This is a genomic window from Saccharibacillus deserti, from assembly GCF_013618475.1.
GTDB classification, from domain to species: Bacteria; Bacillota; Bacilli; order Paenibacillales; family Paenibacillaceae; genus Saccharibacillus; species Saccharibacillus deserti.
Map to the genome: position 1 here is coordinate 63,843 of NZ_JABJVN010000002.1, position 20,941 is coordinate 84,783.

The following is a 20,941-nucleotide window of genomic DNA, read 5'->3' on the forward strand; positions in this document are numbered from 1 at the left end:
CGTTTTGGGTCCGTTCTCGGTATCCTAGGGCTCCGGGTGGTAGAATGGAGAAGGTCCGAACAACCCGGATTTACGGATACGGAAAGGAATCATATCCCATGAAAAAAATTATTGTTGTCGGCTCCGGGATTCTCGGAGCTTCGGCGGCTTATCATTTGTCGCGCCTGGGTGCGGACGTACAGGTGACTCTGGTCGACGCCCGGCATCCCGGCCGGGCGACCGACGCGGCAGCCGGCATTATCTGTCCGTGGCTGTCGCAGCGGCGCAATCAGGCCTGGTACCGGCTCGCCCGGGGCGGAGCGCGTTATTACGCCGAATTGACGGAAGAACTGCACCGGCTGGGCGAGACCGAGACCGGATATGCCCGCGTCGGCGCGCTCAGTCTGCATTCCGATCCCGCCAAGATCGGGCAGATGCGCGAACGGGCAGTGAAGCGGCGCGAAGACGCGCCGGAGATCGGAGAGATCGAGGTGCTGGGCAGCGAACAGGTACAAGGCGAGTTCCCGCTGCTGAACGGGGACTGCCAGGCGGTCCGCGTAAGCGGAGCGGCCCGGGTAGACGGGCGCGCCCTGCGGGATGCGCTGGTGTCGGCGGCGCAGCGCGGCGGCGTAACGGTGCGCGAAGGCGAAGCGGTGCTGCATCCGGCGCAGACCGAAGCGGCGGCAACTGCAGACGGTGATCAGCCAAGGCGCGCCGCCGGCGTTACCGTCGGCGGCGAGCGGCTGGAAGCGGACGAGGTAATCGTCTGCGCGGGTGCCTGGGCGGGCGAACTGCTGCGGCCGCTGGGGCTGGATTTCCGCGTGACGTATCAGAAAGGGCAGATTCTGCATATGCGGATGCCGGATCGGCCGGATAGCGGGCAGTGGCCGGTGGTCATTCCTCCGACGGATCAATATCTGCTGGCGTTCGAAGACGGCCGGATGGTCGTGGGCGCCACGCACGAGAACGAAGTGGAACTGGGCGATATCCGCGTCACGGCGGGCGGCGTACACGAAGTGCTGAACAAAGGGCTGGAGCTTGCTCCGGGGCTGGCTGGCGGCGAGCCTGGCGAGGTGCGGGTGGGATTTCGGCCGTTTACGCCGGGCTTTCTGCCCGTGATCGGACGGGTTCCCGGCTGGGAAGGACTGATTACGGCCAACGGCCTCGGCGCGTCGGGACTGACGATGGGCCCGTTTCTCGGCCGGCAGCTTGCGAAGCTTGCGCTGGGTCTGGAGCCGGATCTGCCGCTGGACGATTATGCGGTGGAGCAAGCGCTGGGCGAAAGATAACAGGCGGAAGAAGATAAGCAGGCAGTCTCTTACTTCGTCAGCTTCAGACATTCATTGGAGACGCCGGTGCAGAGATCGAACGTCGAATCGTCGGCCAGACTGTGGAATTCACCGTTTTCGGCATAGTAGATGGTAGAGACTTGCGTCGCAATAACAGAAGAATCCGAACCGCTGCTCCACGAGTCGAGATAAACGATATAGGGGCCGCTTGCCTCCAGATGCCGACGCTGTTGATTGTCTAATGCAGCCGGTTTGCTTTTTTTCATCGTAAGATCCTCCTGTTCGAATGAGTCCATAAAAGAAAACAGACCGGAGTCCGGCTTCCTGCGAAGCGTGCTCCGGTCTTGTTGGCGTTGAGATCGTTGTTTCGTTGACACCTAAGGCGCAGCGAATGGGCCTAGGTGCCAAACAAATAAGCGATCGGAGTCAGCCACAGCCCATACAGCGCCAGGATGCCCAGAGAAAAAAATGTCGCGATCCGGAATACAAAAGACTGTTTGCGGTGCGGGAACAGGAAGCGCAGGCCGAAGGCCGCGCCGATCAGGGCCAACAGGAAACCGGGCAGCCACTGTGAACCGTACAGCCGGATATCGAGAGAAGCGACAAACAGATAGAGGGCACAAGCGCCCGGCAGCAGAACGGCCAAAACGATCAAGCGATGCGGGAGACGCAGAAGGCAGACCTCCTTTTTCGTTGGACGGCTTGGGAGCTATGGGTTGAACGTTCACGGAAGCGGGGGAGTTGGGAAGTCCCAAACGAAAAAGGCGGAATTCGGCAGCCGGGAAGTGGTATTAGGTCAGATATCCTGTTTGTGGAAATTGCAAAATTTGGAGATCGGGCCGTGCGTGAACATCTCCGTTTATCAAAGAATGTTTTACGCTTTCAATTGAACAGAGGTCGATAAAAAAATTTATAAGATTTTCTAAACGTTTCGATTTTACACTCTATCAACACTCTATATGAAGGGAAAAATCTTTAATTTGTAACCTATTGAGTGATTAAACTTTACATAAAAAAAGAGAAAACGAAAAAAATATTGCGAATCGACCGCTGTTCATGTAAGTTAAATTCACTCGATACGAAGCCCTTACCGAAAAGACCATCCCCTATACATAATAATTACAAAATGTCGGGCTTGGCGGGCTGCGTGCACGGGCATTAAAGCGATCTTGAGGGGAGCGTACGGTTGATGAGAAAAAGAATGGGTTGGCTGTTTACTCTAATGTTGTCGCTGGCATTGATTCTTGCAGCATGCGGAGGGGGCGGAAGCGGAACTTCCGAACCTGAGGCTTCTACGAAACCGGGCGAAGCGGCTTCGACCGAACCGGCTGCGGATCCTGCTGCCGGAGGCAGCGGCGGTACGCTGATCGTGGGACGCGGCGGCGATTCGGCCGCGCTGGACCCGGCGATCGTGACCGACGGCGAATCGCTGAAGATCGCGCAGCAGGTATTCGATCCGCTGCTCGCCTATAAAGCAGGCACGACCGAAGTGGAACCGGCTCTCGCGGAGAGCTGGGAAATCTCGGACGACGGCCTGACGTACACGTTCAAACTGCGTGAAGGCGTCAAGTTCCATGACGGTACCGACTTCAATGCCGACGCGGTGGTGTTCAACTTCACCCGCTGGAACGATACGGAGAGCAAGTTCAAGTTCGAAGGCGATTCGTTCGACTACTACGATTCCATGTTCGGACCGGAAGAAGCCCGCGTCATCAAGAGCGTAACGGCTTCGGACCCTTCGACGGTCGTATTCGTACTGAACCAGCCGCAGGCTCCTTTCCTGCAGAATCTGGCGATGCCTCCATTCTCGATCGCAAGCCCGGCCGCCATCGAGAAATCGGGTGCCGATTTCAAAGCGAACCCGGTCGGAACCGGCCCGTTCGTCTTCAAGGAGTGGAAGAGAAGCGATTCCATTACGCTTGAGAAGAACCCGGAATACTGGCAGGAAGGTCTGCCGAAGGTCGATTCGGTTATCGTGCGTTCGATCCCGGACAACACGGCCCGCTTCAACGCTCTGCAGAACGGCGAGATCGACATGATGGAAGATCTCAGCCCGGACGACCTGGCGACGCTGGAAAGCAACCCGGACCTGCAGAAGTTCAACCGTCCTCCGTTCAACGTGGCGTATCTGGGCTTCAACGTCACGAAGAAGCCGTTCGACGATCCGAAAGTCCGGATCGCGCTCAGCCACGCGGTGGACAAGCAGGGGATCGTGGACGCGTTCTTCGCGGGACAAGCCGAACCGGCCAAGAACCCGATTCCGCCGTCCCTCTGGGGCTATAACGACACCATCGAAGATTACCCGTACGATCTGGCACAAGCCAAGAAGCTGCTGGCCGATGCCGGCTACGCGAACGGCATCGAGCAGCCGCTGACCTTCTACGCGATGCCGGTATCCCGTCCTTATATGCCGGACGGCCGCAAAGTCGCCGAAGTCATTCAAGCCAGCTTCGCGGAGATCGGGGTAACGGTCAATATCGAATCGCCGGAATGGGCGACTTACCTCGACGACCTGAGCAAAGGCGAGAAAGACGATCTGTTTATCATCGGCTGGACGGGCGACAACGGCGACCCGGACAACTTCTTCTACCCGCTGCTCGACAAAGATTCCATTGGCGGCAACAACTACAGCCAATACGCAAGCGATCCGCTGCACGAAGTGCTGGTGAAAGCGCAGCAGGAGACCGACCAGGCAGAGCGCACGAAGCTGTACGAAGAAGCGCAGGTCATCGTGCACGACGACGCGCCTTGGGTACCGCTCGTCCACTCCACGCCGCTTTTGGCCGCTTCGAAGAAAGTGGAAGGGTATGTTCCGTCGCCGACAGGCTCGGAGCCGTACGCGGAAATTTCGATTCGGCAGTAAGCAGGGCCTGAACCATAACGGAGACCGGGGCGGATCGTGCCCGGTCTTCGTCTCTGCTGGGGCTTCCGAGACCGATCTCATTCGACTTCTATCAAACCTACGGCGGGTGATGCACAATGACTACTTACATTTTCAAACGGCTGGCGGTGCTGATTCCGGTACTGCTCGGCATGACGATTATCGTCTTCTCGATCATTCACGCCATCCCGGGCGACCCGGCGGATACCATTCTCGGGGAGAAAGCGACCGAGCAGTCCAAGCAGGCCCTGCGCGACCAGCTCGGGTTGGACAAACCGTGGCTGCAGCAGTATTTCAGTTATCTGGGCGAACTGCTGACCGGCGATCTGGGCAATTCGATCCGCACGCGCGCGCCGATCTCGGAAGAGATCGTGCCGTATCTTGCGGCAACGTTCGAACTGACGATGGCCAGTATGCTGTTCGCGGTATTCTTCGGCGTCAATGCGGGGATTATCAGCGCCTGGCGGCACAATTCGTGGTTCGATTACATCTGTATGCTGATCGCGCTGCTCGGCGTATCGATGCCGGTCTTCTGGCTGGGGCTGATGGAGCAGTGGATCTTCGCCAACGAGCTGCACTGGCTGCCTTCCAGCGGACGCATGAACGCGCGCGATCCGATGGAAGCGGTCACCGGTTTCTATGTGTTCGACGCGATCATTCAGGGGCAGTTTGCCCAGCTCTGGACGGTCTGCAAACATCTGGTGCTGCCGGCGATCGCGCTGGGCACGATTCCGATGGCGGTTATCGCGCGGATGACCCGCTCGAGCATGCTCGAAGTGATGCAGCTCGATTACGTGCGTACGGCGCGGGCCAAAGGACTGTCGCAGTTCGCGGTCGTGTACCGGCACGCTTTGAAGAATTCGTTTATCCCGGTGCTGACGGTGATCGGGATCCAGACCGGCGCGCTGCTTGGCGGAGCCGTACTGACCGAGACCATCTTCGCCTGGCCGGGCGTGGGGCGCTATATTTTTGAGGCGATCAGCAATCGGGATTATCCGGTGATCCAGTCCGGTATTCTGATTGTCGCCGTGATCTTCGTCTTGATCAATCTGCTGGTGGATCTGCTGTACGTCGTGTTCGATCCGCGGATCCAGTACAAATAGGGGGATTACCATGAGCGACGCATTTCTGAAAGCCGAGATTCGGCCGTCCTCCGACATGATGGAGCGCAAAGCGCAGCCCGGCCCCTGGCGGGAAGCGATCCGGTCTTTCGGGCGCAACAAAACGGCGGTTGTCGGTCTGTGCCTCGTCTTGTTCTTCGCCCTGCTGGCCCTGGTCGCTCCGCTGATCATGCCGTACGACTATAAGGCGCAGGTGCTGACGGACCGGCTCAAACCGCCGTCCGGCGACCACTGGTTCGGGACCGACGATCTTGGACGTGACATTTTCAGCCGCGTGATCTACGGAGCGCGTATCTCGCTGCTGGTCGGGCTGCTGTCGGTTGCCGGTTCGATCGTAATCGGGACGCTGCTCGGCATCATCGCCGGCTTCTACGGCAAATGGGTGGATATGCTCATCTCGCGCGTGTTCGATATCCTGCTTGCGTTCCCGGGCATTCTGCTCGCGATCGCAATCGTGGCCATTCTCGGTCCTTCGCTGCAAAATGCGCTGTACGCGATCGCGATCGTCAACGTGCCGACTTACGGGCGGCTTGTCCGCTCCAGGGTACTCTCGCTGAGGCAGGAAGAGTTTATCACGGCGGCCCGGGCGCTTGGCGCGAACGACGGGCGGATATTGTTCAAGCATATTCTGCCGAACAGCCTGACGCCGATCATCGTGCAGGGAACGCTCGGCGTCGCCACCGCGATCATCGAAGCGGCGGGACTCGGCTTCCTCGGTCTCGGCGCCCAGCCGCCGGACCCGGAATGGGGCAAGATGCTGTCCGACTCGCGCCAGTTTATCCAGACTGCGCCGTGGACCGTTATTTTTCCGGGATTGTGCATCCTGCTCACCTCGCTCGGATTCAACTTGATGGGCGACGGACTGCGGGATACGTTCGATCCGAAAATGAAAGGAAGATAACGAGGGCAGGAGAAACCGTTCGGAGCGAAGCTTGAAGCTCCGGACGGTTTCTTTTTTTGATTTATAAAATATATTGTAGATATATGAAGTCTATGATATGCTTCGGTAGATTTACTATTTTGAATTTCGGGAGAAGGAGGCGGTTCCATGACCATTACGGCACAAACGGCAGGGGATAACGGAGAAGGCGAGCGGTTTGCAGAGGAAGAGGGGACAAAAAGGAACAGGAAAACGAGGTTCGCGCGGCCGGGATGGATTGTCGCGTCGTTGATCGTGGCCAATTTTCTGGCGCAGCTGATGCAGACCATGCTCAATACGGCGCTGCCGCAGATGATGTTTGATCTCGGCATTCGCGCCGATCGGGGGCAGTGGCTCATCACCGTGTATCTGCTGGTAACCAGCATCGTCGTGCCGGCGGCCGGATTTCTCGTCGGACGATTCTCGACGCGGGCACTGTTTTTCGCTTCGGGCGGAGCTTTCATCGCGGGAACGCTGCTGGCGGCCGTGTCGTCCGGGTATGCGCCGCTGCTTGCGGGACGGCTGATTCAGGGGGTCGGCGCAGGTCTGCTGATGCCGCTGTTCCAGACCACGATCCTGCGCGTATTTCCCAAAGAAAAAATGGGGGCGGCGATGGGAATCGTGGGGTTGGTTATGGGCCTTGCGCCCGCGCTCGGTCCGGTGCTGTCCGGCTTCGCGCTGGAAGACCGGTCCTGGCGGATCCTGTTCTACGGTGTGCTGCCGATCGCCGCGGCGAATCTGCTGCTGGCGTATCTGACGCTGAAAAACGTGGGCGAACGAAGTTCGGCCAAGCTTGATCTGCTGTCGCTGCTGTACTCGTCCGTCGGCTTCTCGAGTTTGCTGTACGGATTGGGTTCGTTCGGGGGTTCGGGGACTGCCGGGTATGCGCTGCCGGCGATTGCCGCGGGAGCGACCGGGGTGACCTTGTTCGTGCGGCGCCAGAGCCGGCTCGCCGAGCCGCTGCTGGACTTCGGCCTGATGCGCAGTCGTTCGTTTCGGCTCGCTTCCTGGATCGGGGCGATCCTGTTCTTCGTCATGATCGGAACCGAGCTGTTCCTGCCGCTGTATGCCCAGAACGTAGTGGGTCTGACGCCGCGAGACTCGGGGCTGATGCTGCTGCCGGGAGCGCTGCTGTTCGGCTTGTCCGGTGTGGTATCGGGCCGGCTGTACGACCGCTTCGGCGCCGCTCTGCTGACTCGGCTGGCTTTTGGGGCGATTGCGGCCGCGCTGCTGCTGCTGACGTGCTCGATTCGGCTGGATGCACCGCCTTGGCTGCTGACGTCGTTATTTGCTTTGTTCATGGTTGGCGTCGGCTTCGTTATGTCGCCGATTACGGCTTATGCGATGTCCGGTATTCCCGCCGAGCAGATTCGCCATGCCTCGCCGATGACGATCATGATCCGTTCGTTCAGCGGAGCGGCGAGCGGAGCCGTGCTGGTCGCCGTCGCGACGCCGGTGACGGATCTGAGCGCCCTTCCCGTTCCCGAGAATACCCGGATCGGGATCACCGCCGTATTCGGCATTTTGACGGCCTGCGCCGCGGCCGGTCTCGCGGTGTCGCTGCGCCTTGAAGGCCGCAGAGGCCGCGGGCAGGGCGCGGCCGGCAGTCCGGAGTAAGACGGCCGCTTTCTTTTGCCGCATCGCGTTTGGGCTTGGCTTTTGCCGCATGGGGATAACGTCTATAATAGAAAGATCAACCCATGACCGGAGGAATGCCGCACCATGATCAAACAAAACGGAAGCTGGTGGACGGACGACCGGATCCCCGGCCTGATCGCGCGCAAGCAGGTCGACGGATTCCTGTTCGGGCACGGATTCGAGATTCCGCCCGAGTTCTATCCGGATTTCGCGGAAGCCTGCGGCGGCACGCTGCCGAATATCGGCGAGAGCCGGCCGATCCGCCTGCTGCACGAGAACGGCGGCGAATACGCCACCTACGAAGCCCGCCTGGAGCACTGGCGTATCGCCGTGCCCAGCGGCAAATCTTCGCTTGAAGTCCGCTACGACTCCAACAAAGAATTGAAGCAGTTCCTGCTGTCCGTCTTCTCCTCCACGTATCTGGAAGTGGAGGAATGGGCGGCCCGGTTCGTCAGCCAGGCGGGCCGCCCGGACCCTTCGCGCGTGCAGGGCCGCGAATACGGGCCGGCCGGCGTCTATGCCGCGGCGGCCGAAGCGCGCCAGGGAGGCGCCGCTCCGGATGCGGCCGCAGGCAGCCGCCGTATTCCGCCGCGCGGCGAAGCGGCGGAAGCGGGCGCCGTGCGCAGCCCTTTCGATACGCCGGATGCGTATCTGCCGCGCGAAGACCGCGCGGAATACCTGTACCTGTACCGGACGGACACGCCGTTTACGTATCGGCTGGAACTGCGCCCGCGGGGCGGCCAGGAGATGCGCCCGGCGCACTTCTTCGTCGCGGAGACCGGCGGCGAATATTTGATCGCTCCGCCGAGCGAAGGAGTCGGTTCGGCGGCCGATCGGGAGGCTTCTGCCGCCGAGCCCGCTCCGCGTCATATTCCGGACGCCGAAGTGGGAGCCGCGATCGCGGAAGTGTCCGAATATATCCGGCAGCGCGGCTTCTCGTTCCCGGACGGGCTGGTGCAGCATTATTACCTGTCGCTCAAAGCGCGCCCGTTCGTGATCCTTGCCGGCATCTCGGGCACAGGCAAGACGCAGCTGGCCCGGCTGTTCGCCGAAGCGCTGGGCGCTCTGCCGGAGAACGGCCGGTTTACGCTGATTCCCGTGCGCCCGGACTGGAACGATCCCGCCGACCTGATCGGCTACAAAGACCTGTCCGGCGCGTTCAAGCCCGGCCCGCTCACGCTTGCGCTCAAAGAAGCGTCGCGGCCGCAGAATACGGACAAGCCGCATTTTATCGTGTTGGACGAGATGAATCTGGCGCGGGTCGAACATTATTTCAGCGATGTGCTGAGCCTGATGGAGACGCGGCGCCGAACTCTTTCGCCTGACCGGAACGGGGATTCCGCCGCGCATCCGGCCGGAGAGATCGTGACCCAGCCGCTGCTGCCCGAGTCGATGTTCGAACGGGAAGCCGACCGCGCCGCTTACGGCGGTCTTTCTATTCCCGGCAATGTCTACGTGATCGGCACGGTAAACATGGACGAGACAACCTATCCGTTCAGCAAAAAGGTGCTCGACCGCGCCGGCACGATCGAGTTCAACCATATCGACCTGATGCAGCTGCCGCAGCTGCACGCCGAAGCCCAGGAGGAAGCGAAGCCGCTGCTGGCGGACCGGCATCTGCTCGGCGGCGATTATCTCCAACTGGTGGACGCGATGCGGGAATACGGCCAACTGATCGGACGCGCGGCGGAAGAACTGGCGCAGATCAACGGGATCCTGGAAGAGATCCAGGCGCATGTGGGATTCCGGGTACGGGATTCGGTCTGTTTTTACCTGATCTACAATGAGCGTTTCGGTCTGATGACCCGCGCGGAGGCGTTCGACAACCAGCTGATGCAGAAGATTCTGCCCCGCATCCAGGGAAGCCGACATTCCGTCAAAAGGGTACTGCTCGACCTGCTGCGGCATGCGCTCGGCGGCGAAGCGTCCAAAGCGTTCGACTGGCGGGAGCTGGAAGATTCGGCGGAAGACGTCTATACCGGACGCCGCAGCCGCGAAAGTCTCGCCGCCGCGCGTTATCCGCAGAGCGCGCGCAAGATCGCGTACATGCTGCGGCGGCTGGACGAGGACGGATTTACGTCGTACTGGCTGAACTGAATGCGAAGCGGGAGCGGCGCAGGCAGGCGGTGCCGGGACTGGCCGCGAGCACGGGCCAGCCAGGCCCGGTCCTGCCGTACAATGGAATAAGCGTCAAAAAACGTCCCTGCCGGGCATGGATCCGGCAGGGACGTTTGAATGGCGTAAAAAGATCAGTGCAGCGTGCCGAAAAATTAAGGCTGCCCCGTCGGTCGCTTTTTACCGCGAGTACGGAGGGCCTGTGTCACAAGCTTACCGGCTGCACAGCGAACCGCTCAACCGACAAAAAGGGCGATCTGTCGCTTAAACGCTTTTTGGACCGGATTGTCGGGAGAACGGCTATTTTTCCCGCGCGGGGGTCGGCGTTGAACAAAGAGACTGCGAGCGGGTTCGCTGCGTCTTGTGAGTCTGCCCGCTTTTGCCTATAATTTGGAGAACCGGAAAGGAGAGTGGAGCCATGTCCGGCGTATTCATGCCCAATCCGAACGATCCGCGGGTGATCCGAACGCGCCGCCTGCTGATCGACGCGTTCGGCAAACTGCTGCACCATAAAGATTTCAATCAGATCATCGTGCTCGACGTGGCGCGGGAAGCGACCATGATCGGCTGGTCGATCTACGGCCTGACGTACCTCTGGCATCGCGAAGGGCAGCGCGAACGTCCGGAAGAACGCGCCGCCCGGGCTTCCGATTTCGTCATGAGCGGCGCGAGCGGAGCTTCCGGCAGCCGATAAGGCACGGGAACGCGGTGCCCCGCTCTGGCGCGGCGTCGGATTAGGCGGTATAATACAAAAACATCTTTTCCATCCTAAGCATACGAAACAGGTGAACCGATGCATTCGAATCGATCGAACGGACTTTTGACGAACTGGCTGGAACTTGCGAATATCGGAGCGGCGATCAACCGTCGGCTCGAAGAATCGCTGAAGGAAGAATCGGGACTGTCGCTGAACGAATTCTACGTGCTGCATTTCCTGTCGTTGAACGACAAGAAAAAGCTTCGCCTGCAGCAGCTTCAGGAACATGTCGGATTGAGCCAGAGCGCCATGTCGCGTCTGGTCGTGCGGATGGAAGCGCCCAAATGCGGCGCGCTGCGCCGGAATATCTGCGAAGACGACCGGCGCGGCGTCTATACGGAAATGACGGAAATCGGCGCGGACAAGCTCGAACGGGGCCGCCGGATCGTCGAACGGGTGCTGCAGGAATCGGTATCTTCGGGCGAACTGCCGGCGGAGCTGCAAAGCTTCATGAGCCGAACGGCGGTCGAACCTGCGACATAGAGAATCCCGATAGAGTCATAAACGCAAGGCTGGAGCTGAGGCTTCGGCCTTTTTTGGCGGCGGGACTATAGAGGGATCGGAGAGGCAGGGAAGATTGACAGAACAAAAAAAAATATGTTAAATTACATGCAGACGCATACATCTATAATGAAATCGAGGCGATTCCTTATGAAAAACCTGTTCAGTCCATTTACGTTGAAGAATATGGAATTGAAAAACCGCGTGGTCATGCCGCCGATGTGCCAATATTCCGTGGAGCAAAAAGACGGGATCGCGACCGATTGGCATTATCTGCATTATGTCAGCCGCGCGGTGGGTGGAACGGGTCTGATTATCGTCGAGATGACCGATGTGGAACCGGACGGCCGGATTACCGACAACGATCTCGGCCTGTGGTCGGACGAGCAGATCCCCGCTCTTCGGCGCATCGTCGATGCCGTGCACGCCCACGGCTCGAAGATCGGTATCCAGATCGCGCACGCCGGACGCAAAGCGGAAGACGCTCCCGTGCCGGTCGCGCCGTCCGCGATCGCTTTCGACGAAGGCTGGAAAGCGCCGCGCGCCCTGACGACGGATGAAGTCCGGGAGATGGTCGGCAAGTTCCGCGATGCGGTGGAACGGGCGGTTCGGGCCGGCTTCGATACGATCGAGCTGCACGGCGCGCACGGCTACCTGATCCATCAGTTCCATTCGCCGCTGACGAACAAGCGCGACGACGAATACGGCCGGGATCGGACGCGTTTCGGCTGCGAGATCATTCGCGCCGCGCGCGAAGTCATGCCGGCGGATATGCCGCTGATGATGCGAATCTCCGCGCAGGAATATGTGGAGGGCGGTTACGGAATCGAAGACAGCCGAGTCTTCGCCAAAGCGTACCTGGAAGCGGGCGTCGATCTGTTCGATATCTCTTCGGGCGGAGAAGGCCCGATCGGCGCAAGCGGCAGACCGGGCACGCACGCCGGCTATCAGGTTCCGCTGGCGCGGGCGATCCGCGAACACTTGAACGTTCCGGTCGCGGCCGTCGGACGTCTGGACGATCCGATCCTGGCGAACGCCGTCATCGGCAACGAAGACGCGGATCTGGTCGCCGTCGGCCGCGGCCTGCTGCGCAATCCGTATTGGGCGCTGGAAGCGGAAGCGGTTCTGAAGCTGCCGTCCACCGCGCCGAAAGCGTACAGCCGCGGATTCTAAGGCGGCCGCTTCCAAGCGGGCTGCCGAGAGTGGGCGGACTGTCGGGATAGACCGGCAAAAAGGAGGCTCCCTAAAGGGAGCCTCCTTTTTCATTCTATCCAAACATTCGGTGCAGCGGCGTCCTTGGCTCTAGTCGTCCAGATTTACGGTAGAAATACCGGGCATGCCGGACTTGGACGGGGTGAACCAGAGATCGACGTCGACTCACTCGCCCAACTTTCCGTACGTTTCGTCGTCTACCGGCTCCAGCCACTGCGTCTCGCCCGGCGTCAGCGCCAGATGAACGAACCAGCTGTCTTTGTTCGCGCCGTGCCAGTGTTTGACATGGGGAGGAATATTGACGATATCGCCGGATTTGAGCGGCTGCGCCGGTTTGTTCTCTTCCTGATACCAGCCTTCGCCCCCGGTTACGATCAGTACCTGGCCGACTTTGTGCGTGTGCCAGTTATTGCGCGAACCCGGCGCGAACGTGACGCTGCCGATCGCGGCGTTCAGCGGGGAGCTGCCGGTGAAGACCATGTTGAGGTACGTATCGCCGATGAAATAATCGTTTTCGACTTTGCTGCCAAGCGGGAATAACCCGCCGCCGTTCAGTTCTTCGTAAGCCATGTTGAATCTCTCCTTTTCAAAAAATGTTGTATTTGCATGTAAATAGACTTCGTCGAAGACTTTGGCTATACTGGAAAACAGGTTTTTGGAATACGCCGCCCTATGCGGTTTCAGCGAAAGGATGAGCAGACATGGAAACGGTACAGATCACGACAAACGAACAGTTGAAACAGGCTTTTGCGATCCGCAGGGAAGTGTTCGTCGACGAGCAGGGAGTCCCTCTCGAAGACGAGTTCGACGAATACGATACCCAAGGCGGAGCGTGCAAGCATCTTCTTGTTCTCGACCAAGACCGGGCGGTAGGCACGGGCCGTATTCGCGCCGTCGACGGAGTAGGCAAGCTGGAGCGGATCTGCATCTTGGCGCCGCACCGCAAGTTCGGGATCGGCAGAATCATCCTGGCCGGGCTGGAACGGCTTGCCGCCGAGCAGGGGCTCCCAAAGGTCAAACTGCACGGGCAGACCCAGGCCAGAGGCTTCTACGAGAAGCTCGGCTACCGCGCCGCGTCGGACGAGTTCATGGAAGACGGCATTCCTCATCTGCTGATGGTCAAGGACCTGGCGGACCGGGCTTAAAAGCCGGACCCGAAACCGGACCCGAATCTGTCAGACCGTGCAGGCGCTCTTTGTTTACCCGCACTTCCCGAATATCTGCCTTCACGCACATCCGGCCGCTTCAGGGTTTTTTACCCCGTTTCCAACCTCATGCGCCTTCATTATAGAACCCGATTCGCCCCGGAGTCACGGCCTGCCGCAGTATTGGGCACAGATTCGGCACGATCGGGCTAATTGCAACCGGAATGGCGGCCGAGTTCCGTTTCGCGCCGCGCTCGGGTAAGATAAAGGGAAAACCATTTAGCCAACGCCGGAAAGGGGCACGCCCGATTGAAACTGTTCATTCACCGCAAAGACCTGCGCACCGAAGATCTGGTAGCTTTCGATTATTTGCGGGAGGCCGAAGCTCCGGTGATGCATCTGCTGATTCTCGATCCTTTTCTGCTGCAAAAAGGCCGGGACCAAGAGCACAGCGGCGTCAATTTCCTGCGTCACGCCGTTCGTCTCCGCAAGCTGTACGACGTCGCGGGGCGCACGCTGCACGTCGTCCACGGCGATCCGTCCGAAGTGCTGGACTGGCTGCTGGATGAGCTGAAGGGCGGCGAACACGGGATCGACGAAGTGGTGGCGCACCGCGACTTCACGCCGTACGCGCGCGAGCGCGACCGCAAAATGAAGCAGGCGGCGGACAAGCACGAAGTTCCGTTCACGCTGCTCGTCGATTCGCTGATGATCGATACGAAGCGGTTCGCCGAATTCACGGGCAAAGACGGCCATTACAAAATCTTCGCGGCCTTTCACAAAAAGTGGCTCGAGTATCTGTCCCACGCGCCGAACGAACCGTCTTCCGTCAAGCTTGGCGACCTGGAAGAAGGGGAAGCGAAGCCGGACTGGCCGCAGAAGTTCGACGTGCCGCAAAGCCTCGGCGGACATGAACCGGCGGACGAATGGGAAGCGAAGCTGAGTCCTTTTCTGGAAAATGATATAGCGGAGTACGGCGACAAGCGCGACTATTACCCGGAACTGCCGGCAAGCGGCGTCAATCCGCACGTGAACGCCGGCGCCGTGTCGCTGCGCGAGCTGTACGCCCGGGCGATCCGCCGCCAAGGCAGCGACGAATGGGTGCGCCAGCTTGCGTTCCGCGACTTCTACTATTACCTGGCGATCTACGACAAAGACTATTTTTCCTATGAGAAAAAATACGACCTGTCCGCCCTGACCGACGAACATTTCGAACGCTGGGCCAAAGGGGACACCGGCATTCCGGTCATCGACGCGGCTATGCGGGGGCTGAACAAAACGGGGCTCATGCCGAACCGGCTGCGGATTCTGTGCGCCATGTTCCTGACCAAGAACCTTCAGTGCCCGTTCACGCTCGGGGAGAATTATTTCCGCCGCAAGCTGCTGGACTACGACAACGTCCAGAACCGCGGCAACTGGCTGTGGTGCGCGTCGCTGGGAGCCAATTCCGCTCCGTATTTCCGTGTCGTGAACCCGGTGACCCAATCCGAGAAATACGATCCGAACGGCGAGCATATTCGCGAATGGCTGCCGGAGCTTGCAGGCGAAGACGTCAAAACGGTGCATAAACCGAGAAAAGACGCCATCGTCGATCTCAAGGTTTCCCGCGCGGCGGCGATCGAGACGTACAAAGCAATCGTGAACGGAGGCTGAATACCATGCGGGTCATCGATATGCACTGCGACGTATTGGCCAAGATCGAAGCGTCGCGCGGCAGGTTGTCGTATGCGGACGCGCCCGAGCTTGCGGCGAACCGGCAGCGGCTGAAAGAAGGCGATATTGCCGTTCAGGGGTTTGCCGTATTCGTCGATCCGGCGCTGCCGGGTTCGATGCGGTTTCAGTCGTGCCTGGACCAGATCCATTACTTTTACGACGGGATTCTAGGCAAGCACGACGACATGACGCTGATTACGGACTGGTCGCAGATCGCACAGCTGCAAGATGGGCAGACCGGGGCGCTGCTGACGCTCGAAGGCGTGGATCCGGTCGAGAACGATCTCAAACGGCTGCATCTGCTGTACCGGCTGGGCGTACGCTCGGTCGGACTGACGTGGAATTACGCCAATCAGGCGGCCGACGGGGTCCTGGAACCGCGGGGAGGCGGGCTCACGGCGCTCGGCCGGGACATCGTGGCGCTGAACAACCGCTACCGCATGCTGACCGACGCAAGCCATTTGAATGAACGCGGATTCTGGGAAGTGCTGGAACTGGCCGACCATCCGATCGCGAGCCATTCCAACGCCCGCGCCTTATGCGACCATCCGAGGAATCTGACCGACGCGCAGGCCCGGGCGATGTTCGAACGCGGCGCGCCGGTGCATGTCGTGTATTATCCGGAGTTCGTGCGGTTGAAAGGCAGCCCGGAGACGGTCACGATCGCGGACGTGATCCGCCATATCGACCATTTCTGCGCGCTGGGCGGCGAACGGCATATCGGATTCGGTTCGGACTTCGACGGCATCGACGCGACGCCCGCAAGGCTGGAGCACGCGGGACAGACCCAGAATCTCATTAACGAGCTGCTGAAGCATTACAGCGAAGAGCAGGTGCGGGGTTTTGCCCACGGCAATTTCACGCGGTACGTATCGGGCATCGGAAAGGACTGAACAAAGATGACCTCTTATCCGCCGGCTTCTCTAGATTCGGGCACCGAGCTGCTGCGGATCGAGAGTCCTCTGTTTGAATTGTATATGGCGGGAGAGCCTCTGCACGAGACGGCCGAGCGGCTGGCTCTGCATCGGGACGCGCAGACCGGAGAGCGGATTACGGCGCAGTTCGATGTGCAGCGGCGCTCGCCGCGCCTGACCGAACTCCGGGTCCGTCTGTTCTCGCCGCAGAGCGGCGCGCTCGAACCCTGGGAAACGGGAATGCCCGCTTACCCGTGTTTCTATGAGACCAAGTCGTACGAGCTGACGCTGATCAAGGCCGATCCGGCGCTCGATCTGACTTTTCATCATGAGAATCTCAATCTGCGCCGGCGGATCAAGCCCAGAGGACGCAGCGTGCTGTCCGGGACGCTCGATTTCGGCAGCGAGATCGGCCAGAGCGAACTGGAGATCCGCTTGAACGGCAGGGCCGTGCTGACGATGACGCTCGAGATCTTCCCGGCCAAGCTGGATTATCGGCGCGATTATGTCCGCCTGATGGAAGAAGTGGGCGAAGAAGCGTACGATCTGTCGTTCGATTTCCTGCGGCGGACTTATCGGCCGACCGAAGAGACGCAGACGCCGCGGCAGAGTCTGACGGAATTCCATACGATTCTGCGGCGGGTCTTCGACCGGCTCGAGAGCGCCATGGCGCGTATCGCGATGCATCCGCATCATCGTCTGGAGAGCGAACATCGTCTGCTCGAGAGCGGGCGGGTGCGCCGGACGGACCGTTCGAGCCTGGAAGACCTGAGGCGCCATCCGCAGCGTCTGCGGGCGGACGAAGACGGATGGCTTGAAGTCGATGCCGGTGCGGCGGGAGCACGCGGACCAGGCGGCTCCGGAAGAAACGGCCCGCAGCAGAACGCCGTGCGCTATGTGCCGACCCATCTGCGGGAAGCCCGGCGCACCCTCTCGGCCGATACGGACGAGAACCGGTTTCTGCGCTGGATGCTGGAGCGGACGGCCCGCCGAATCGAGACGCTGCGCGGCGAACTGAAGTCGGGCCGCTTCGGGCGCGACCCGCTGCCCGAACGCGAACTGGAGCGGATGGGCAGGCGGATCGGCACGATGCTGAAAGCGGATTTCCTGCGAGAAGCCGGTCCGATGCGCCGGATGAACGTCAGTCTGGTTCTGCAGATGGCGCCCGGCTACCGGGAGATGTATAAGGTCCATCTGCTGCTGCTTCAAGGGCTGTCGCTCCGCGAAGGCCTGCTGCGTTTGTCGCTCAAGGACATGGCGCAGTTGTACGAATACTGGTGTTTCCTGAAGCTGCATCGTCTGCTTGCGCAGCGCTGCCGGGTCATCCGGGGACCGGGTCCGGCCGTCGACCGGAGCGGTCTGTTTCCTTCGCTGATTCGGGGCAGCCGCTCGCGGATCGAATACGAACACCGGGCGAGCGGAGCCCGGCTCTCCCTGCTGTACAATCCGTCGATGCTGGGCCGCAGCCGCCCCACGACGGAGCAGAAGCCGGATCTGCTGCTGACACTGCGCCCCGTGGGCGGCGCGGCGGAGAACGTGTTCGTGCTCGATGCCAAATACCGGCTCGATCCGGCCGTGCCCGGCGGGAGTTACGATTCCATGTACGCAGCCCCGGGGCCGCTCGAAGAAGACATCAATGTCATGCACCGTTATCGGGATGCCATCGTCCGGCGCAGCGAGAGCAGCGGCGAATACGAACGGAGCGTAACGTCCGCCTGCGTCCTGTTTCCGTACGCCGACGAAAAGGAATTCGCCGGCCATCATTTTTACCGCAGTCTGGCCAAGGTCGGCGTCGGCGCGCTGCCGTTTCTGCCCGGTTCGACGCAGCTTGCGGAGCGGTGGCTGGATGAACGGCTTGAAGCGTCCGGTTCGCCGGATGAGCGGTAAGAGGCGGTGGGGAAGGATCGGAATTATGGAGACGGCCGAAAGTTGTACCGCTCTATTTCAAAAAGCCCCCGGGTTTCGCGGTGTTCGCGAAATCCGGGGGCTTTGGGTTGGAAGGAACTTTCGGAGAAATTATCGGAGGTGTTGGCGGATGCCGAACATTACTTCGCCAATGCCGCAATTTCCGCTGCGCTCAGCGCTTTATCGTAGAAGCGCACTTCGTCGAGGCTGCCGTTGAAAAAGGCATCCGAAGCGAAGCGGCTTTTGCCCAGCCAGGCTTCGCTGCTCTGCAAATCGTGCGGATTATACGTCATTTCGGCATTGGTGCCGGCGGCTTGGCCGTCCAGATACAGCGTACCGGTATTTTCGGCGAGGCTTATCGCGACATGCACCCATTTGCCGGTCGGCAGCGGGGACGCGCTGACGATGCTCTGGTCTTTGCCTTCGCGGTGAATCGTGAACTGCACCCCTTTGCCCTGGGACGGGGTCAGGAACAGGTAGCCGTTCATGCCGCTGCCCGCATCGAGAATTCGCTGCCAGTCCGAACCGCCGCTCCATTTAACCCAGCCCGCGAAAGTGAAGTCCTGGGCATCCGTTACGGCACCCGGAAGATCGATATAGCCGTCTTTGCCGTTCAGCGCCGCGGCTTTGCCGCTTTTGCCGCCTTTGGCATAGGAAGCCCCGTTCTCGAGCGTGCCGTTATAGCCGTTGGGCGATGTATCGGCCAGACGGTTTTTCGAAGCGTCTTCGAAGCCGTACGAGGCGATCAGCGGTCCCTTGGCTTTGGCCGGAATAGTAAGCTTGAACGATTTGGTTTTCTTGGCCTCGCCGTTTGTGATCGTGGCGGTCAGCGTTACTTTGGCATCCCGCTTTCCGACTGCCGGGCGGGTAACGGCGCCGGTGTTCGATACGATAGACGGATGGGAGGAGGTCCAGGCGATTCTCGTCCCCTGCGTGCCCGAAGTCGGCAGCGCAAGGTCGTAGTAGGTATCGCCGGACGCGGTCAGCGCAAGCGCTTTGTCGACGGCGGAGACCGCGTCTTTGGCTTTGGAGACGCCGGCCCTGCTGGCCCAGACGCCGACGCCTTCCGCGGACAGGGCGCTCAGCGTAAGCGTTTGTTCACCGGTGACCGGATGGGTCTCGCGCAAAAAGACGCCTTTGTACGTCCGTCCGCCAGCGGTGAGTGTGACGCTGCGTTCGCCTTCAAGCTTCCAGGTGCCGGATACCGCGCCGCTAAGCGTACTGTCCGCTTTGAGCGTCACCGCAGCGTCGGAGACGATATCGGCGCTGATTTCTTTGGTCTGCGCGATCCAGCGGTAGTCGCCCGGAATCTCCGAGGCTTTGACCGGCGTCGATGCGGCTTCGCCCGCATAGCGGTAAGGCGCCACAACCGGCCAGCCGTCCGCGTTCATGACCATCTCGTGGACTCTGATCTCGTGCTGTTCGCCGCGTCCGGGGAAGCGGGAATGGAAGATCAGGAACTGCCTGCCGGTCTTCTCGTCATAGTAGGCGGAGTTGTGTCCCGGCGACACGGCACCTACGCCGAGTCCCGTGCCGGGATCGCCGAGCTTACGTTCGAACAAATAATTGCCGAGGATTTTGACGCCGTAAGGTTCGATGGAATCGTCGTCGAACAGAGGCTTGGACGGATCGGCTTTTACCTCTGCCATATCGTTGCCCTGCGCATCGACGAACGGGCCGTCCGGCGTTTTCGAACGGACCACGCGTACGTTGTAGCCGCCAACCGCGTCAAGCCCGCCGAACGAGAGATACATGTAATAGTAATCCGTCTGCGGATTGTACAGCATATACGGCCCTTCGATCCGGCTGTGGTTGCCTCCGATCAGCTTCTTGCCGTACCCTTGTCCGGGCAGCTGCTTGCCGGTCTTCGGATCCATTTCCAGAATGAAAATGCCGCCGGAATACGAACCGTAGACCATCCACAGCTTGCCGTTTTTATCGAAAAAGACGTCCGGGTCGACCGCGTTCGGATGTTTCGTCGCATCGTAGATCGTGCCGTCTTCGCTTTTCTGGTCCCACATGCCCGATTTCAAAATAAGGCCCGTATCCTTGTAAGGTCCTTCCACTTTGTCCGAGACGGCGATGCCGAGTGCGGAGCGCGGGGAGTCGCCTTTGCAGGCGTTGTAATACATGTAGAATTTGCCGTCCGCAAGCTGAATGACGTCGGCCGCCCACAGCGTATCGGTCTGCGCCCATTCCAAAGCTTCCTTAAGCTCGGTCTTCACATTGGGAATGATCGGATTGGAATCGGTCACGCCCGAAGCGATCAGATCCCAATTCATGAGGTCTTTCGACTTGGCGGCTGCGAGGTGCGAGCCGAATACGTAGAACGTATCGCCGACTTTGATCACGGACGGATCATGCACGGACGCTTCGCGGAAAGCGGGCGCTTTGGCGTTGAATGTCGGGAACGCTGCCGATTTTTGCACAGCGGAGACGGAAGAAGCGGACGCCGCGGCAGAGGGCGGCAGAACATCGGCGGACAGGGGGAGCAGCAGGGCGGCGGTTAAGGCGGTTACGCCGGTTTTGATCCGGATTTTACGGTTCATTGAATTCTCCTTTGAATGTTTTGTTAATTATTTTGTTCACTTAATTCTTAATTGTTGTAGCTGTGTTCATCTAAAAGAAAACTTTGTTACCGCTTACAGAGAATAATAAGCGTAAAAAGCTCCGATATTCAAGTGTTTATTTTCTTTTTGACGTATAATCTTGATAAAGGTAATGATTATGTTTATTTTAATGGAGATTAAGCAAGCACGGTTCCCGTATAGAAACCCTAGAGGTTTTGTTCATGTACAAACAGACGGAAAAAGCCCCGACTCCCGGAATTCCGGCTGTCGGAGCTTTCTTGC

General features: G+C 59.9%; 17 protein-coding genes. 13 read left to right on the plus strand and 4 right to left on the minus strand.

What is annotated here, in order from left to right; translation table 11 throughout:
* The first annotated feature begins 98 nt into the window (after nt 1-98).
* On the plus strand, nt 99-1,268 hold the full coding sequence (locus HOP44_RS06385; protein WP_172251723.1) for an NAD(P)/FAD-dependent oxidoreductase: 1,170 nt from the start codon (nt 99-101) through the stop codon (nt 1,266-1,268).
* 29 nt (nt 1,269-1,297) lie between these two features.
* On the opposite strand, the gene HOP44_RS06390 is transcribed toward HOP44_RS06385, so the two are convergent.
* Entirely contained in the window at nt 1,298-1,534 is a 237-nt protein-coding gene (locus HOP44_RS06390; RefSeq protein WP_172251725.1) for a hypothetical protein, read from the minus strand.
* 131 nt (nt 1,535-1,665) lie between these two features.
* On the minus strand, nt 1,666-1,923 hold the full coding sequence (locus tag HOP44_RS06395) for a hypothetical protein (protein WP_172251727.1): 258 nt from the start codon (nt 1,921-1,923) through the stop codon (nt 1,666-1,668).
* A gap of 534 nt (nt 1,924-2,457) precedes the next feature.
* On the opposite strand from HOP44_RS06395, the gene HOP44_RS06400 reads away from it, so the two are divergent.
* The 8 genes from HOP44_RS06400 to HOP44_RS06435 all read left to right on the plus strand — a co-directional run bounded on the left by HOP44_RS06400 (nt 2,458) and on the right by HOP44_RS06435 (nt 12,373).
* Entirely contained in the window at nt 2,458-4,131 is a 1,674-nt protein-coding gene (locus tag HOP44_RS06400; RefSeq protein WP_172251729.1) for an ABC transporter substrate-binding protein, read from the plus strand.
* Nucleotides 4,132-4,247: 116 nt separating this feature from the next.
* Complete coding sequence (locus HOP44_RS06405) at nt 4,248-5,252, plus strand: ABC transporter permease (protein WP_172251731.1); 1,005 nt, start codon at nt 4,248-4,250, stop codon at nt 5,250-5,252.
* A gap of 55 nt (nt 5,253-5,307) precedes the next feature.
* Nucleotides 5,308-6,171 carry a nickel transporter permease gene (gene nikC / locus HOP44_RS06410; protein ID WP_246281417.1) on the plus strand — a complete coding sequence of 288 codons (864 nt, stop codon included), beginning with the start codon at nt 5,308-5,310 and terminating at the stop codon, nt 6,169-6,171.
* A gap of 147 nt (nt 6,172-6,318) precedes the next feature.
* Nucleotides 6,319-7,806, plus strand: coding sequence for a DHA2 family efflux MFS transporter permease subunit (locus tag HOP44_RS06415; RefSeq protein WP_172251733.1), 1,488 nt, complete (start codon nt 6,319-6,321; stop codon nt 7,804-7,806).
* A gap of 105 nt (nt 7,807-7,911) precedes the next feature.
* Entirely contained in the window at nt 7,912-9,924 is a 2,013-nt protein-coding gene (locus HOP44_RS06420) for an McrB family protein (RefSeq protein ID WP_216667498.1), read from the plus strand.
* Between the two features lie 436 nt (nt 9,925-10,360).
* Nucleotides 10,361-10,636: a hypothetical protein gene (locus tag HOP44_RS06425; protein ID WP_172251735.1), complete on the plus strand. Its 276-nt coding sequence runs from the start codon at nt 10,361-10,363 to the stop codon at nt 10,634-10,636.
* A gap of 99 nt (nt 10,637-10,735) precedes the next feature.
* Nucleotides 10,736-11,182 carry a MarR family winged helix-turn-helix transcriptional regulator gene (locus HOP44_RS06430; RefSeq protein WP_172251738.1) on the plus strand — a complete coding sequence of 149 codons (447 nt, stop codon included), beginning with the start codon at nt 10,736-10,738 and terminating at the stop codon, nt 11,180-11,182.
* A gap of 168 nt (nt 11,183-11,350) precedes the next feature.
* Nucleotides 11,351-12,373: an NADH:flavin oxidoreductase/NADH oxidase gene (locus tag HOP44_RS06435; RefSeq protein ID WP_172251740.1), complete on the plus strand. Its 1,023-nt coding sequence runs from the start codon at nt 11,351-11,353 to the stop codon at nt 12,371-12,373.
* A gap of 204 nt (nt 12,374-12,577) precedes the next feature.
* Here HOP44_RS06435 and HOP44_RS06440 read toward each other — a convergent pair whose 3' ends face one another.
* On the minus strand, nt 12,578-12,982 hold the full coding sequence (locus tag HOP44_RS06440; RefSeq protein WP_172251742.1) for a cupin domain-containing protein: 405 nt from the start codon (nt 12,980-12,982) through the stop codon (nt 12,578-12,580).
* Between the two features lie 131 nt (nt 12,983-13,113).
* Between HOP44_RS06440 and HOP44_RS06445 the strand changes: the two genes are divergently transcribed.
* The 4 genes from HOP44_RS06445 to HOP44_RS06460 all read left to right on the plus strand — a co-directional run bounded on the left by HOP44_RS06445 (nt 13,114) and on the right by HOP44_RS06460 (nt 18,071).
* On the plus strand, nt 13,114-13,557 hold the full coding sequence (locus HOP44_RS06445) for a GNAT family N-acetyltransferase (protein ID WP_172251744.1): 444 nt from the start codon (nt 13,114-13,116) through the stop codon (nt 13,555-13,557).
* Between the two features lie 309 nt (nt 13,558-13,866).
* Nucleotides 13,867-15,210: a cryptochrome/photolyase family protein gene (locus HOP44_RS06450; protein WP_172251746.1), complete on the plus strand. Its 1,344-nt coding sequence runs from the start codon at nt 13,867-13,869 to the stop codon at nt 15,208-15,210.
* 5 nt (nt 15,211-15,215) lie between these two features.
* Entirely contained in the window at nt 15,216-16,163 is a 948-nt protein-coding gene (locus tag HOP44_RS06455) for a dipeptidase (protein WP_172251748.1), read from the plus strand.
* 6 nt (nt 16,164-16,169) lie between these two features.
* Nucleotides 16,170-18,071, plus strand: coding sequence for a restriction endonuclease-like protein (locus HOP44_RS06460; protein WP_172251750.1), 1,902 nt, complete (start codon nt 16,170-16,172; stop codon nt 18,069-18,071).
* Between the two features lie 158 nt (nt 18,072-18,229).
* On the opposite strand, the gene abnB is transcribed toward HOP44_RS06460, so the two are convergent.
* Entirely contained in the window at nt 18,230-20,638 is a 2,409-nt protein-coding gene (gene abnB, locus HOP44_RS06465; protein ID WP_172251752.1) for an arabinan endo-1,5-alpha-L-arabinosidase AbnB, read from the minus strand.
* Nucleotides 20,639-20,941 lie beyond the last annotated feature (303 nt).

Excerpts from the sequence above, each read along its gene's own strand:
- HOP44_RS06420 (WP_216667498.1), top strand. The coding sequence starts at position 7,912 with ATGATCAAACAAAACGGAAGCTGGTGGACGGACGACCGGATCCCCGGC.
- HOP44_RS06440 (WP_172251742.1), bottom strand. The coding sequence starts at position 12,982 with ATGGCTTACGAAGAACTGAACGGCGGCGGGTTATTCCCGCTTGGCAGC.
- HOP44_RS06425 (WP_172251735.1), top strand. The coding sequence starts at position 10,361 with ATGTCCGGCGTATTCATGCCCAATCCGAACGATCCGCGGGTGATCCGA.
- HOP44_RS06430 (WP_172251738.1), top strand. The coding sequence starts at position 10,736 with ATGCATTCGAATCGATCGAACGGACTTTTGACGAACTGGCTGGAACTT.
- HOP44_RS06435 (WP_172251740.1), top strand. The coding sequence starts at position 11,351 with ATGAAAAACCTGTTCAGTCCATTTACGTTGAAGAATATGGAATTGAAA.
- HOP44_RS06415 (WP_172251733.1), top strand. The coding sequence starts at position 6,319 with ATGACCATTACGGCACAAACGGCAGGGGATAACGGAGAAGGCGAGCGG.
- abnB (WP_172251752.1), bottom strand. The coding sequence starts at position 20,638 with ATGAACCGTAAAATCCGGATCAAAACCGGCGTAACCGCCTTAACCGCC.
- HOP44_RS06405 (WP_172251731.1), top strand. The coding sequence starts at position 4,248 with ATGACTACTTACATTTTCAAACGGCTGGCGGTGCTGATTCCGGTACTG.
- HOP44_RS06445 (WP_172251744.1), top strand. The coding sequence starts at position 13,114 with ATGGAAACGGTACAGATCACGACAAACGAACAGTTGAAACAGGCTTTT.
- HOP44_RS06385 (WP_172251723.1), top strand. The coding sequence starts at position 99 with ATGAAAAAAATTATTGTTGTCGGCTCCGGGATTCTCGGAGCTTCGGCG.
- HOP44_RS06460 (WP_172251750.1), top strand. The coding sequence starts at position 16,170 with ATGACCTCTTATCCGCCGGCTTCTCTAGATTCGGGCACCGAGCTGCTG.
- nikC (WP_246281417.1), top strand. The coding sequence starts at position 5,308 with ATGATGGAGCGCAAAGCGCAGCCCGGCCCCTGGCGGGAAGCGATCCGG.
- HOP44_RS06390 (WP_172251725.1), bottom strand. The coding sequence starts at position 1,534 with ATGAAAAAAAGCAAACCGGCTGCATTAGACAATCAACAGCGTCGGCAT.
- HOP44_RS06455 (WP_172251748.1), top strand. The coding sequence starts at position 15,216 with ATGCGGGTCATCGATATGCACTGCGACGTATTGGCCAAGATCGAAGCG.
- HOP44_RS06400 (WP_172251729.1), top strand. The coding sequence starts at position 2,458 with ATGAGAAAAAGAATGGGTTGGCTGTTTACTCTAATGTTGTCGCTGGCA.